Source organism: Amycolatopsis sp. (assembly GCF_035276945.1).
Classification (GTDB): Bacteria; Actinomycetota; Actinomycetes; order Mycobacteriales; family Pseudonocardiaceae; genus Amycolatopsis_E.
This window is the reverse complement of sequence record NZ_DATELF010000125.1, coordinates 82,262-96,099: the sequence shown is the minus strand read 5'-3', so window position 1 is coordinate 96,099 and position 13,838 is coordinate 82,262. Positions and strand designations below refer to the sequence as shown.

The 13,838-nt window shown below is 68.9% G+C and carries 11 protein-coding genes, 1 tRNA gene and 1 pseudogene; 8 read left to right on the top strand and 5 right to left on the bottom strand.

The annotated features are described in order from the left end of the window. A partial coding sequence (locus VJT49_RS22765) for a hypothetical protein (RefSeq protein WP_324166919.1) occupies positions 1-873 on the top strand: 873 nt, incomplete at its 5' end. Between the two features lie 18 nt (positions 874-891). After that, positions 892-1,617, top strand: coding sequence for an ESX secretion-associated protein EspG (locus VJT49_RS22760; protein WP_324166918.1), 726 nt, complete (start codon positions 892-894; stop codon positions 1,615-1,617). On the opposite strand, the gene mfd is transcribed toward VJT49_RS22760, so the two are convergent. Next, complete coding sequence (mfd, locus tag VJT49_RS22755) at positions 1,610-5,158, bottom strand: transcription-repair coupling factor (protein WP_324166925.1); 3,549 nt, start codon at positions 5,156-5,158, stop codon at positions 1,610-1,612. The two genes, VJT49_RS22760 and mfd, sit on opposite strands and share 8 nt — an antisense overlap. Before the next feature lie 158 nt (positions 5,159-5,316). Continuing rightward, complete coding sequence (locus VJT49_RS22750; RefSeq protein WP_324166917.1) at positions 5,317-5,577, bottom strand: hypothetical protein; 261 nt, start codon at positions 5,575-5,577, stop codon at positions 5,317-5,319. A 508-nt stretch (positions 5,578-6,085) separates the two neighbouring features. On the opposite strand from VJT49_RS22750, the gene VJT49_RS35400 reads away from it, so the two are divergent. Continuing rightward, positions 6,086-6,274 (top strand): hypothetical protein, encoded by a 189-nt coding sequence (locus tag VJT49_RS35400; RefSeq protein ID WP_414636064.1) that lies wholly within the window; start codon positions 6,086-6,088, stop codon positions 6,272-6,274. Positions 6,275-6,323: 49 nt separating this feature from the next. On the opposite strand, the gene VJT49_RS22740 is transcribed toward VJT49_RS35400, so the two are convergent. Beyond that, a complete protein-coding gene (locus tag VJT49_RS22740; protein ID WP_324166916.1) occupies positions 6,324-6,515 on the bottom strand; it encodes a hypothetical protein in 192 nt (63 codons plus the stop codon). Between the two features lie 521 nt (positions 6,516-7,036). On the opposite strand from VJT49_RS22740, the gene VJT49_RS22735 reads away from it, so the two are divergent. Further along, complete coding sequence (locus VJT49_RS22735) at positions 7,037-7,504, top strand: hypothetical protein (protein WP_324166914.1); 468 nt, start codon at positions 7,037-7,039, stop codon at positions 7,502-7,504. A gap of 41 nt (positions 7,505-7,545) precedes the next feature. Here VJT49_RS22735 and VJT49_RS22730 read toward each other — a convergent pair whose 3' ends face one another. After that, positions 7,546-8,139, bottom strand: a complete 594-nt coding sequence (locus tag VJT49_RS22730) for a TetR/AcrR family transcriptional regulator (protein WP_324166924.1) — start codon at positions 8,137-8,139, stop codon at positions 7,546-7,548. Between the two features lie 123 nt (positions 8,140-8,262). Then, on the bottom strand, positions 8,263-9,210 hold the full coding sequence (locus VJT49_RS22725) for an acyl-CoA desaturase (RefSeq protein ID WP_324166913.1): 948 nt from the start codon (positions 9,208-9,210) through the stop codon (positions 8,263-8,265). 189 nt (positions 9,211-9,399) lie between these two features. On the opposite strand from VJT49_RS22725, the gene VJT49_RS22720 reads away from it, so the two are divergent. From VJT49_RS22720 to VJT49_RS22705, 4 genes and pseudogenes are all read left to right on the top strand, one after another. Further along, positions 9,400-9,471, top strand: a tRNA-Gln gene (locus VJT49_RS22720). A 91-nt stretch (positions 9,472-9,562) separates the two neighbouring features. Next, on the top strand, positions 9,563-11,239 hold the full coding sequence (locus VJT49_RS22715; protein WP_324166912.1) for a GGDEF domain-containing protein: 1,677 nt from the start codon (positions 9,563-9,565) through the stop codon (positions 11,237-11,239). Positions 11,240-11,292: 53 nt separating this feature from the next. Next, positions 11,293-12,759, top strand: a pseudogene (gene glmU, locus VJT49_RS22710) (bifunctional UDP-N-acetylglucosamine diphosphorylase/glucosamine-1-phosphate N-acetyltransferase GlmU); the annotation flags it as partial. An 82-nt stretch (positions 12,760-12,841) separates the two neighbouring features. After that, positions 12,842-13,822 carry a ribose-phosphate diphosphokinase gene (locus tag VJT49_RS22705; protein ID WP_324166910.1) on the top strand — a complete coding sequence of 327 codons (981 nt, stop codon included), beginning with the start codon at positions 12,842-12,844 and terminating at the stop codon, positions 13,820-13,822. Positions 13,823-13,838: the final 16 nt, after the last annotated feature.

The window sequence follows — 13,838 nt, the reverse complement described above, 5'->3', positions numbered from 1 at the left end:
GCGATGCGGACCTGGAGCGGGGCGAGTGCGGACAACGGGTCGCGGATGCCGTCGTCCTACGGAAAGCTCGATTCCGGCGCCTTCAAGGTGAGCATGACCACTCCGGGCGGTGCCCCGCCGGTGGTCGGGGGCGGCGGTCATGCTTCCGTCCCGGGCAGTGGCGGAACGCCGACTCCGGTCGTGCCCCATGGCGGCGGTGGCATCTCCACGTCCACGGCCGGCGGCGGCGGTTATCGGGGCCCGAACGGCGTCCCCGCTGGGGCAGCGCGATCCACCGACTCCGCGCAGGCCACGACGCCCGGGGGTTTCACCGGGTTCCCCGGTCCCGGACCGGCGGGCGGCACCGGCGGGTCGTCCTCGGGCGGCCTCGGCGGTGGCCCCACACCAAGTGGGCCGGGCGGTGCGGGATGGGCTCCGATCGGGGCCATTTCCGGGTCCCTGCCGGATTCCGGTGGGTCCACGACGGGCTACCGTGGCAGCGGTTCCGGGTCAGGACCGGGAGTTGGTTCCGGCGCGGGAGAAAACGGACCGGGCCGCGGCGCGGCGGGTCGCCTGTACGGCGGCGGAGCCTCCGGTGGTGGTGCCGCGGGTGAAAAGGGCCTCGGCGCGGGGAACCGTGTCGGCTCGGGAGCGAACGGCATGGCGGGCCAATCCGTCGTGCGTGGCGGCTCGGCGGGTGCCGCGGGCAAGCCTGGCGCCAGCGGAATGGGCGCGTCCGGCGGCGGCCGGGGCCAGGGCGAGGAGGAGGACAAGGAGCACCAGCGCAAGTACGTCCTGGACGACGACGAATTCTTCCAGCTCACCGACGAGGGCGAAAAACTGGTCGACCCGAACACGGGGCTGCCGGTCGCTCCGCCCGTCATCGGCGGGTAGCCGCTTCCAGGAGGGGGAATGTGGTTCGAGGAAGCGGAACGGTTTCACGTCGACGAGCTCGCCGCGCTGGTGACCGAGGAAACCGGGAGCGAATTACATATCGTGCTGGCGCCGGAACCTGTTTGGCGCAGCGAGGAAACACGTCCGGGAAACGACATCTCACGCGGAACCCGGCATCGGGACGAGCCCACCCCGGCGGAGGTCGCGAAACTGCTGAGCGCGCCGGAAGAAGCGCGGTACGGCTGGTCCAGCGATCTGATCAACGACGTCCACCTGCGGACGCTGGTCGCGTCGTGCGACCAGTTCGGGTTGGTCGCCGTGCGCGAGAACGACGACGTCTTCGTCCGCACGTTCTGGCGTGACCATCTCAGCGCGGTCCTCGCCGCGGTGCTGCCCAACAAATCATGGAAAATCCCGAAAGCGCCGATCAGCGTACTGCGCGGCGAGATACTGGCCGCGCGTTCGGAAACCATCGGGGCACCCCGGCCGAGCCGGCAGGTCGCTCGCGCCGAAGCCCTCGCCGCGCTGAAGCCATACGCCATCGCGGAGTTTTCGGCCGAAATCCGCGACCGCGACGGCCACCGAAGAATCACCCCATGCCCGTTGCGGGTCTACGAAAACGACGAAGGGCTGTGGACCCTCATCGCCCGGCCGCGGTACGGCGACGAACTCCTCGAGTTCGCTCCCGCGGACCTCGACGACGTCGCCACCCGGCTCGACGAACTCCGCCGCGAACTCAACTGACCGGCGCCGGCGCCTTCGTCAGGTTGGCGAGCAGCTTCGTGCACCAGTCCAGCAGCGGCTCGTCGCGCAACGGAGGGGCGCCCATCCGGCCGCCCGCCGGCCCCTCGGTCGGTTTGGGCACCGACACGGTGTTCGTGACCGCCTTGTAGACCGCCTTCGGGTACAACCGCTTGAGCCGCACCATCTGCGAGTCGGCCAGCGGCAGCGGCGCGAACCGGATCGTGTTGCCCTGCGTGGACACCTCGGTCACGCCCGCGGCCCGGCAGGTGTGCCGGAACGCGGCCACCGCCAGCAGGCGGCGCACCGGTGCGGGCGGCTGGCCGTAGCGGTCGATCAGCTCCTCCTCGACGGCGTGCAGCGCCTCCGCGTCGGATGCCGACGCGATCTTGCGGTACGCCTCGAGCCGCAACCGTTCGCCGGGCACGTAATCGTGCGGGATGTGTGCGTCCACCGGGAGATCCACGCGGACCTCGCGCAGTTCCTCCTCCTCGGCCGGCTCCGCCCCGGAACCGGAGAAAACGGCTCGAAACCCTTCCACCGCCTCGCCGACCAGCCGTACGTACAGGTCGAAACCGACGCCGGCGATGTGCCCGGACTGCTCGGCGCCGAGAATGTTGCCGGCGCCGCGGATTTCCAGGTCCTTCATCGCCACCGCCATGCCCGCACCGAGTTCGGTGTTCTGCGCGATGGTGGCCAGCCGGTCGTGCGCGGTCTCGGTGAGCGGAGCCTCGGTGGGATAAAGGAAATACGCGTATCCACGTTCGCGGCCACGGCCCACCCGGCCGCGCAACTGGTGCAGCTGGGCCAGGCCGAGCAGATCCCCGCGCTCCACGACCAAGGTGTTCGCGTTGGAAATGTCCAGCCCGGTTTCCACGATAGTGGTGCAGACCAGCACGTCGTATTCGCGCTCCCAGAAACCCTGGATGATCTTTTCGAGCTTGTCTTCGTTCAGCTGGCCGTGCGCGGTGACCACCCGGGCCTCGGGCACCAGTTCGCGCAGCCGTCGCGCGGCCTTTTCGATCGAGGAAACCCGGTTGTGCACGTAGAAGACCTGGCCGTCGCGCAGCAGCTCCCGCCGGATCGCCGCGGCCACCTGCTTGTCGTCGTACGCCCCGACATAGGTGAGAATCGGGTGCCGGTCCTCGGGCGGGGTGAGAATGGTCGACATTTCCCGGATGCCCGCCATTGACATTTCCAGGGTGCGCGGAATAGGCGTCGCGGACATGGTGAGCACGTCGACGTGCGTGCGCAGCGCCTTGATGTGTTCCTTGTGCTCGACGCCGAACCGCTGCTCCTCGTCCACGATCACCAGGCCGAGGTCCTTGTAGCGGACACCGGTCTGCAACAACCGGTGCGTGCCGATCACGATGTCGACCTCGCCGTCGGTCAGCCCGGCCAGCACAGTGTCCACTTCGGACTTCGCGGTGAACCGGGACAGCCCCTTGATGGTGACCGGGAACGAGTGCATCCGCTCGGAAAAGGTGTTCAGGTGCTGCTGGGCCAGCAGCGTGGTCGGAACCAGCACGGCGACCTGCTTGCCGTCCTGCACCGCCTTGAACGCCGCCCGCACCGCGATCTCCGTCTTGCCGTAGCCGACGTCGCCGCAGATCACCCGGTCCATCGGGACGCCGCGCTGCATGTCGGCCTTGACCTCGTCGATGGCGGCGAGCTGGTCGACGGTCTCGACGAACGGGAACGCGTCCTCCAGCTCGCGCTGCCACGGTGTGTCCGGGGCGAACGGGTGCCCCGGCGCGGCCTGCCGCGCGGCATAGAGCTGGACCAGTTCGGCGGCGATCTCCTTGACCGCCTTGCGTGCCTTGGCCTTGGTGTTCTTCCAGTCGGAGCCGCCCAGCTTGTTGAGCGTGGGCAACTCGCCGCCGACGTACCGGGAGACCTCGTCGAGCTGGTCGGTCGGCACGTAGAGCCGGTCCCCGGGATGCCCGCGCTTGGACGATGCGTACTCCAGCACCAGGTACTCGCGGGTGGCGCCGGCCACGGTGCGCTGCGCCATCTCCACGAACCGGCCGATGCCGTGCTGGTCGTGCACCACGTAGTCACCCGGCTTGAGCGCCAGCGGATCGACCGCGTTGCGCCGCCGGGACGGCATCTTGGTGCCGAGATCCCTGGTCGATGTCGTGGTCGCGCCGCGGCCGGTCAGGTCCGGCTCGGTGAGCACGACCAGACCCAGCGCGGGCGCGACGAACCCCTCGGTCAGCCCGCCGCACGCGACGGTCACGATCCCGCTCGCCGGGGTGAAATCGTCCTCGGCCAGCCTCGCCGGCACGTCGGCCGCGGACAGCTGCTCCACCGCGCGCTGCGCGGTCCCGTGCCCCGCAACGACCAGCACCGCGGCGCCGCCCGTGGCCAGATGCGCGCGTAGATCCTGGGTGACCTGCTCGAAGTCGCCGCGGTAGGCGGGCGTCGCTTCGATCGCGATCTTGCAGACGTCGGTGTCCTCGCTGGTCAGCTGGGACAGCGTCCACCACGGCCGGTTCGTCTCGCCCGCGTGCTTGGCCACCTCGGCAAGGCCGCGGTAGGCCGAGGCACCCAGGTCGATCGGCGCCTTGCCGCCCCCGGCCGCCGACATCCAGGACGCCTCGAGGAACTCCTGGCCGGTGCGGACGAGGTCGTGCGCGCGGGCACGGATCTTTTCGGGGTCTGCCAGCACAACGTGCGCGCCCTCGGGCATCGCGTCGGTGAGCAGCTCCAGCTCGCCGTCGCACAGCACGGGGATGAGCGCCTCCATGCCCTCCACCGGAATCCCCTCGGCCAGTTTGCCGAGCATCTCGGCGAGGTGGGCGTCGGCGGCGTGCCGCTCGGCCAGTTCCGCGGCGCGGGCCTTGACGTCCGCGGTGAGCAGCAGCTCCCGGCACGGCGGTGCGTGCACGGCCTCGATCTCGCCGGGCAGGGACCGCTGGTCGGCGACGGCGAAGGCACGGATCTCGCTGACTTCGTCGCCCCAGAACTCGACGCGGTAGGGGTGGTCGGCCGTGGGCGGGAAGACGTCGAGAATGCCGCCTCGGACGGCGAACTCGCCGCGCTTCTCGACCATGTCGACGCGGGTGTAGGCGAGCTCGACGAGGCGATCGAGCACGGCCTCGAACTCGTGTTCCTCCCCGACCCGCAGGTCGGCCGGGGACAGTGAGCCGAGACCGGGCGCCATGGGCTGGATCAGGCTGCGCACGGTCGCTACGACCACCTTCGGCGCACCCTCACCACGCAGGCGGTGGAGCACGTCAAGCCGCCGGCCGACGGTGTCCGCGCGCGGCGAGAGCCGTTCGTGCGGCAAGGTCTCCCAGGACGGGAAGCCGGCGACCTCGCTCGCACCGAGCAGGCTGGCGAGCGCGGCCTCCAGTTCGTCGGCCTCACGGCCGGTCGCGGTGACCGCCAGCACCGGACGTCCGGCGCCGGCGGCGAGCGCGGCGACCACGAGCTGGCGGGTCGTGGTCGCGCCCTCAAGCTCCAGCACCGGCGCCCCGGCGCGCTCCACGATCCCCTGCAACGACGCGTCACCGAGCACCGACGACAACAGAGAAGACAAAACCCGGTTTGTCACGGTAAGACACCCCTCGCGCACATGCGGGCACACCCCCGCCCGGGAACGAGAGGGTCGGGAGCTCTCCCCTACACAGTACTTCCGGGGTACGACAGCAATCCGCGGGCCACCCCACCCGACCCAATCCGCGGGCCCACCCGGGGCTATCCGCGGGCCACCCGCACCCGGGCAAGTTCCGCGACTCCCGCCGACTGCTCCTCGAACACCGATGGTTCCACCGCCACGATCCGGAGCAGGATGTGCTCGGCGCCGGCTTCGAGGTCGGGTCCGGCCATCATGGCCTGGATCTTCCCGACGATCCCCAGCGGCCTGCCGCAGTTGGCCTGGCAGTACTTGTCCAGCGCGGCCTTGCCCCCTTCGGCTTCGTCGTCGCGGTAGACAGTGGCGAACAACGCGGGTTTCACCGGCCTGCCGCTCTGGCGGAGTCGCCGACCCACACGGAGTCGAAGGCGAGTGCCAGGCGCCGAACAATTTGGTCGGACGCGCACCGGTGACCAGCGACGGGCCAAGTAGTACCCGGACTCGTCGACATCGCGATCCGTGCCGAGCGGCTCGGTGTCGGCGGTCATCCGAGTTGGCCTACGGTCACTTGATCTGGCCCGCGCTTGGGCCTGTCCGTCACCGGATCTGTCCTGCCCGTAGTCAGGCCCATGATGTGGCTGCTGTCCATGGCGAAAAGGGCCGTGCCAAGCCACCGGCCCGCAACTGGGGAAGAAGGAGTCCGTCTGCCATGCGGCAATCCTTTGGCGCGGGCGGCATGCCTTCAATTCCCTCGGGGGAATCACGGTGGGTGCGAGGAGGCCTTCGTGCACAACTTCGGCGAGACGCTGCGGGAATGGCGGACGCGGCGACGGCTTTCCCCACTGGAGCTCGCACCGCGCGCGGGCACCACGCAGCGGCCATGTCAGTTTCATGGAGAACGACCGGTCGGTGCCGGGCAGCGGCATGGTGGTCCGGGTCGTCACCGCCGTCGACGTGACCCTTTCGGAGCTGGAGACTTTTCTCCCCACCGACGCGGAGACCGCGGCCGCCCTCAGCGAAAAGAGCGGGCCGGACAGCCGAATCCTGGCGCGATCCGGCGCAACTGACCATCGTGGGTGAAAAGGCACCATCACAGGGAAGGCGCGGGCGGACTGGCACGCGTCGAGCGCTAGCGAACGGCGACGCGGTCGGCGGCATCGGCGTACTCCTTGAGCAGTTCGCCCAGCCCGATCAGCAGGGCGGCGAAGTCGCGTTGCTTGCCGACCGGCAGCGTTCCCGACTGCAGCATTTCCACCATGGCGGGGACCTGCCGGTTGACCGCTTTCAGGGCAGTAGCCAGGGCCGAAGTCATCTCATTCACGAGGCGTACACCTTCCGTATCAGCACCATGACGCAGAGTATGGGGCTTCCCGCCCCTCGAACAGTGCCCAGATGGTGCACGCTTGATGAACCGACCCTGTTTTTGTCACCCACACGGGTTGACTTTCCATGACCGGCGCACTCGCGCGTAGAACTCGGCGACTTGCGCACGAAGGTTCGTTGATCGCGGGCAGCGAGCAGGCGGTTCGACAGCGCGCTCGAGTGCCATGACTTCTTTTGCCCACACACAGGCCACGGCACCGACCTTTCCCGAACATCTTGTTCGGCCGGGAGGGCGTCCGACCCGCCGGCGCCACCGGTACGACGGCGGCGCGGCTCCTGGAGAAGCGGATTCGACCGCGGTGCCGGTGCCGGACAGAAATTCTTCTTCCGCACCAACGAAACGACTATCTATTTAGGACAGTCACTGCGAGGACCTCGCGGGCCGCTCGAGACTGCGAGTTGCTTCCAGGCGCGCACCTGGCGCACCGTGCGCAGCGATCGTATTCGTTCTTTCCGCACATGAAGCGCGTGCTGATCACGGAAAAACCTCGTTGCTGGACGAGCTCGCCGCGCGCGGTTATCGGACGGTCGATACCGACGACGGCGACTACTACGAAACGGTCGACGGCGAGAGGCTTTGGCGTGAGGACCGGATCGACGCACTGCTCTCCGGCGATTCGAGCGAGAACGTGCTGTTCGTACAGAAGCACCACGCGCAACCAAGCCCTTTTTCATGCTCGCTTCGAGCATATCGTCCTGCTCAGCGCTCCAGCCGAGATACTCGTCGAGCGGCTGACTACGCGTACTTCCAATCCATGCGGAAAGGATCCGGCCGAACTCGCCGAGCCGCTCGAGTACCTCAAGACGGTGGAGCCCTTGCTGAGAAGGTCCGCGACACCGGAGGTGGTCACGACCGTCCCCGTTGCGCGCGTCGCCGACATCGTCATCGAGCACGTACTCACCGACCCCCGCGGAGGCTTGAGCTGAGAACTCGCCGTCCGGAGCGGGCAACTCGCCAGCGAAAGTCCCTAGTTGAGCCGTAGCTTGGGTTTGTGTTCCAGGTGGGACAGGCCGTTCCAGGCCAGGTTGACCAGGTGCGCGGCCACCTCGTCGCGCTTGGGTTTGCGCGCGTCGAGCCACCACTGGCCGGTCAACGCCACCATGCCGACCAGGGCCTGCGCGTATAACGCGGCGAACTTGTCGTCGTAGCCGCGTGAAGCGAACTGCTGGCCGAGAATGTGCTCGACCTGGCTCGCGATGTCGTTGAGCACGGTCGAGAAGGTTCCCGTCGAACTGGCCACCGGGGAGTCGCGCACCAGGATCCGGAACCCGTCGTGGGATTCCTCGACATAGCCGAGCAGCGCGCTCGCGGCCTGCTCGAGCATCGCCCTCGGGTGCCCACCGTGCAAGGTGGACACCATCCGGTCGAGCAGCAGTTGTGTCTCGCGGTCCACGACGACCGCGTAGATGCCTTCCTTGCCGCCGAAATGCTCGTAGACGACCGGTTTGGACACGTTCGCGCGGTGGGCGATCTCTTCGATGGACGTGCCGTCGAAGCCCTTTGCCGCGAACAACTCACGCGCCACGTTCAGCAACTGCTGACGGCGTTCGGCGCCGGTCATCCGCACCCGGCTCACCGGGGCCGCCGGCCGGGCCCCGGTGGCCGCTTCGCGCTTCGGGCGCCTTCTCGCAGCAGCCATTCGGCAGAGACTACTTGCCGCCGCCGAAACGGCGATGCGCGGTCGTCACCTGGCTTCTTCCACCGCCAGCTTGGCCAGCCGGGCCGGGGTCGGCCAGCGCACGTTGTACACCCACCCGAGCTTTTCGAACAGCCAGATCACCCTGGCCGAGATGTCGATCTGCCCGCGCTTGACGCCGTGCCGGGCCGAGGTCGGGTCGGCGTGGTGCAGGTTGTGCCACGACTCGCCGAAGGACAGGATCGCCAGCGGCCAGAAGTTCGCGGACCTGTCCCGCGCGGCGAACGGGCGCTCGCCGATCATGTGGCAGATCGAGTTGACCGACCAGGTGACGTGGTGCAGCACGCAGACCCGCACCAGCCCGGCCCAGAAGAACGCGGTCACCGCGCCCCACAGCGACCAGGTGATCAGCCCACCGAGCAACGCCGGAACCACCAGGGACAGCAGGGTCCACAGCCAGAACAGCTCGTCCACCTTCCTGATGGCCGGGTCCTTGACCAGGTCGGGGGCGAACCGGTCGGCGTTGCTCTTGTCACGCTCGAACAGCCATCCCATGTGCGCGTGCCAGAAGCCCTTGGCGATGGCGAGTGGCGAGGTGCCGAAGGCCCACGGCGAGTGGGGGTCGCCGTCACGGTCGGAGAACGCGTGGTGCCTGCGGTGGTCGGCCACCCAGGTGATCACCGGCCCCTGCACCGCGGTACTGCCGGCGATGGCCAGCACCACCCGCAGCCACGGCTTGGCCTTGAACGACCCGTGCGTGAAGTACCGGTGGTAGGACACGGTGATGCCCAGCCCGCTGATGGCGTAGAACACCACGAACAGGGCGACATCGGTCCAGGACAAACCCCATCCCCAGGCGAAGGGCACGGCGATGATCAGCGCCGCCAGCGGCAGCAGCACGCCGAGATAGACCGTGACCTGGACGGAAAGCGACCGTTTGCCGCTGATGACCGGCTTGGGACCTTTCGTGGACAGCGGTTCGAGAGTTGCCGTCATGCAGAACACTTCTTCCTGAGTTTGCCGTGATCAGCGCTATCGCGACAACCTCACCGATCGGACCCGTAGGCAACGGTCAAGCCAACCTACGCTTGCGTAACTTACGCTACAGGAGGTTTGGCCGGTTGGGGAGACCGCAAACCCCACCAGCGGCCCCGCTTCGCCGATCGGTATCCTGACCAGGCGCGATCCGCCGTAGTGTAATTGGCAGCACTTCAGATTTTGGTTCTGACAGTTCAGGTTCGAATCCTGGCGGCGGAGCTGGTGTAGCCTGCCCCGACGAGCGAGGGGGTGCACTCCGCTGCTAGGCGAGAGCGAACAAACGAGCAGACGGCCGCCGACCCTGGCGGACATGTCCGACGCCTGGCTCGTCGGACGGGCCAGGGAACTTCTGGCGGCCGTGCAGCACACGAACCCGGCCGACCAGCGCGAAATCGTTCGCGGCCTCGACGACATGCTCGCGGAGACCCAGCGTCGGGGGGAACCGGTGCTCGTCGCGCAACTGCTGCGTGCGGCCGTCGTGGCCAGGCTCGTGATCCCCGGCTTCGCGGCCGAGTCCGAGCCGCTGCTCGACGAGATGCTCGCCCATTCGCGCCGGCACGGACTGGGGCTCTACCGGGCGGACGCGCACGCACTACGCGGCCGCCTGCTCATCCTGGCCGAGCAGGAGGACGCGGCACTGACGGAAATCGCCAGGGCACTGGCGATCCTGGACGACTCGGCCACCCCCGACATACAGATGGGCCGCCGCGAATGGGCCAAGATGCAGGCCGCGGCGCTCATCGACTGCTGGATCGTGCTCAACCAGCTCGGCGTCTACGAAGCGGCCGAGGAGGTCATCGCCCGGGCGCACCAGGCGAACCGGGAGTCGGCGGGTCCGCACGACATCACGGTCCAGCTGATCAACCGGGTCAAGATGCTGGCGGGCTGGGGGCTGCGGCTGGAACGGGTCGACCGGCACGCCGAGGCGGAGGCGAAGTTCCGCACGGCCGCGTCGATGGCGGTGGCCGTGGAGGCGCCGTTCGCCGAATCGCTGTTCCCCCGCAAGGGCGGAGTGCCCGCGGTCGATCAGGTCGGCGTGCTCGCCGCCGCGCTCGCGCTGGCGTCCCCCGACGCCTCGCAGGTCGAACGGCTCCAGCGCCTGGTCATCGAACCGAGCTTCCCGCACGAACAGGTCATCATGGCCATCGCGCTGGCCCGCTGCCTGGACGCCGCCGGACAGCGCGAGGACGCGCTCAAGGCCCTGCACACCACCCGGATCACCCTCGCCGAGACCAACTCCGAGCCGAGCATGCGGCTCAACCTCGTCCGCGAGCTGGCCCGGCTCGACCACGACAGCACGGACGAGTCGATCCGCTCGCTGCGGGAGTACACCAGGGCGCTGGAAGCCGAGCTGTGGTCGATGCGCGAGTCGCAGATCGCCACCCTCGACACCCGCCGCGAGCACGAGCGGCTGTCCGCCCAGCACGGCGCGATCAGCCAGCAGGCACTGCAGGACCCGCTCACCGGCCTGCCCAACCGGCGGGCGCTGGACGAGCATCTGCGCAGCCTGTCGGCGATGAGCACGGCCCAGCCTCTGGCGGTGGCGCTGATCGACCTCGACCGGTTCAAAGGCGTCAACGACGAGCATTCGCACGCCGAGGGCGACGACGTGCTCCGCGTGGTCGCGAGCACCGTGCGTGATGCCCTGCGCGGCGACGACATCGTGGCCCGCTACGGCGGTGACGAGTTCGTGGCGCTGTTGCCCGGCGCGCCCGTCTCCGCGGCCAAGCAGGCTCTCGGCCGGGCGGTCTCCGCGGTGGCGTCGCTGCCGCTGCACCTCTCGCACGGCGTGACGCTGTCGGTCGGGCTGGTCTCGCTGCGGCCGCAGGAACGCGCGGACCAGGTGCTGTCACGCGCCGACGCCGCGATGTACCAGGCGAAACGACGTGGCGGCAACCAGGTGGCCACGATGAGCTCGGCGCCGCCGGAATCCTTCGGAGTTCCGCCGGGGGATGACCCGGCACCGGACGCGGGCGCGCACCCGTAGGATCGGGCGGCTTGATTCGGCTGTTGCACGTTGCAAGTTGAGGGGCGGCACTCATGGTGACAACCCAGCCCACGCTGAGCACAGTGGTCCTCGCCGCCGGCGAGGGCACCAGAATGCGGTCCGCCACCCCGAAGGTGCTGCACCCGGTCGCCGGGAGGCCATTGGTCGAGCACGCCGTGCGGGCCGCGGCCGGCCTGTCGCCGGATCACCTGGTGGTGGTCGTCGGGCACGGGCGCGAGGCGGTCGCCGAGCACCTCGGCCGGCTTTCGGAGACCCTGGGGCGGCCCATCGACACGGCGGTCCAGGAAACCCGGCGGGGCACCGGGCACGCGATGTCCTGCGCGTTGGACACCCTGCCCGACGAGCTGCGCGGCACCGTGCTGGTGAGCTACGGCGATGTTCCGCTACTGGACACCGGCACGCTGTCCGCCCTGCTGGCCGAGCACCAAGGCAGCGGGCACGCGGTGACCGTGCTGACCGCCGTGGTCGCCGACCCGGCTGGCTACGGGCGCATCCTCCGCGACGAAAAGGGCACGGTGACCGGCATCGTCGAGACGCGGGACGCGACCGAAGAGCAACTGGAGATCGACGAGATCAACTCCGGGGTCTACGCCTTCGACGCGGCGGTGCTCGCCAAGGGTCTGACCAGGCTGTCCACCGACAACTCGCAGGGCGAGCTCTACCTGACCGACGTGCTCACCCACGCCTGTGCCGACGGCCTGAGCGTGGGCGCGCTGGTGGTCGACGACCCGTGGCTGACCGAGGGCGTCAACGACCGGGTCCAGCTCTCCGTGCTGGGCGCGGAGTTGAACCGCAGGATCGTCCGCCGGTGGCAACTGGCCGGGGTGACCGTCACCGATCCCGCGACGACCTGGCTGGACGCGGACGTCGCGCTCGCCCGTGACGTGGTGCTGGAGCCCGGGGTCCAGCTCAAGGGCGGCACCTCGGTCGGTGAGGGCGCGGTGATCGGCCCGGACTGCACGCTCACCGGCGTCACGGTCGGCGCGCAGGCGCGGGTGGTCCGCACCCACGGCTTCGACTCGGTGATCGGCGACGGGGCCAGCGTCGGGCCGTTCGCCTACCTGCGGCCGGGTTCGCGGCTGGGCGACAAGGGGAAGATCGGCACCTTCGTGGAGACGAAGAACGCCGAAATCGGCACCGGTACCAAGGTGCCGCACCTGACCTACGTCGGAGACGCCACCATCGGCGAGTACAGCAACATCGGCGCGTCGAGCGTCTTCGTCAACTACGACGGCGTGGCCAAGCACCACACCACGATCGGTTCCCACGTCAAGACCGGCTCGGACAACATGTTCGTGGCGCCGGTCTCGGTCGGGGACGGCGCCTACACCGGGGCGGGTACTGTGGTGCGGCGCAACGTGCCGCCGGGGGCGCTGGCGGTGTCCACCGGCTCACAGCGCAATATTGAAGGCTGGGTGGCCCGGCGCAGGCCGGGTACCCCCGCGGCGGAGGCTGCACGCGCCGCGCAGGAAAAGGAAAGTTCCCCAGAGCGTGACGGCGGCGACGACAACTTGAGCGTGCCGTGCGGATCGCCACAAAAAGAATCGCCACAAAAAGAGCAGACTGAGCGGGAGTCGTCTGATGAGTCCTAAGTCCGGCACGCCGAAGAAGAACCTGATGCTCTTCTCCGGCCGCGCACACCGGGAGCTCGCGGAAGAGGTCGCCCAACACCTGGGCGTGACGATCACCCCGCAGACCGCGCACACCTTCGCCAACGGCGAACTGTTCGTCCGGTTCGAGGAATCGGTGCGCGGCACCGACGCCTTCGTGATCCAGAGCCACACGCGGCCCATCAACGAGTGGGTGATGGAGCAACTGATCATGGTGGACGCGCTGAAGCGGGCCAGCGCGAAGCGGATCACCGTGGTCATGCCGTTCTACCCGTACGCCCGCCAGGACAAGAAGCACAAGGGCCGCGAGCCGATCTCCGCGCGGCTGATCGCCGACCTGTTCAAGACCGCGGGCGCGGACCGGATCATGACGGTCGACCTGCACACCGCGCAGATCCAGGGCTTCTTCGACGGCCCCGTGGACCACCTGTTCGCGCAGAGCCTGCTCGCCGCGCACATCAAGAAGACCTACGGCGGCGCCGACATCGCGGTGGTCTCGCCGGACTCCGGCCGGGTGCGCCTGGCCGAGAAGTGGGCCGCGCAGCTGGGCGACCGGCCGATCGCGTTCATCCACAAGACGCGTGACCCGGACAAGCCGAACCAGGCCGTGGCCAACCGGGTGGTCGGCCACGTGGAGGGCAAACTCTGCGTGCTGGTCGACGACATGATCGACACCGGTGGCACCATCGTGAAGGCCACCGACGCCCTGCTCGATGCCGGGGCCGCGGACGTGGTCATCGCCACCACGCACGGCATCCTGTCCGACCCGGCCACCGAACGCCTGTCGAACTGCAAGGCACGCGAGGTGATCGTCACCAACTCGCTGCCGATCCCGCCGGAGAAGCGCTTCGCCCGGCTGACCGTGCTGTCCATCGCGCCGATGCTGGCCGAGGCGATCCAGCAGGTGTTCGAGGACGGCTCGGTCACGAGCCTGTTCGACGGCCATGCCTAGGTGCGGCTCGAAGGAC

What these genes read in the sequence shown, in the direction of transcription:
- VJT49_RS22735 (WP_324166914.1), top strand. Translation starts at nt 7,037, where the DNA reads ATGAAGCGCGTGCTGATCACGGAAAAACCTCGTTGCTGGACGAGCTCG.
- VJT49_RS22730 (WP_324166924.1), bottom strand. Translation starts at nt 8,139, where the DNA reads ATGACCGGCGCCGAACGCCGTCAGCAGTTGCTGAACGTGGCGCGTGAG.
- VJT49_RS35400 (WP_414636064.1), top strand. Translation starts at nt 6,086, where the DNA reads ATGGAGAACGACCGGTCGGTGCCGGGCAGCGGCATGGTGGTCCGGGTC.
- VJT49_RS22760 (WP_324166918.1), top strand. Translation starts at nt 892, where the DNA reads ATGTGGTTCGAGGAAGCGGAACGGTTTCACGTCGACGAGCTCGCCGCG.
- VJT49_RS22715 (WP_324166912.1), top strand. Translation starts at nt 9,563, where the DNA reads ATGTCCGACGCCTGGCTCGTCGGACGGGCCAGGGAACTTCTGGCGGCC.
- VJT49_RS22725 (WP_324166913.1), bottom strand. Translation starts at nt 9,210, where the DNA reads ATGACGGCAACTCTCGAACCGCTGTCCACGAAAGGTCCCAAGCCGGTC.
- VJT49_RS22705 (WP_324166910.1), top strand. Translation starts at nt 12,842, where the DNA reads ATGAGTCCTAAGTCCGGCACGCCGAAGAAGAACCTGATGCTCTTCTCC.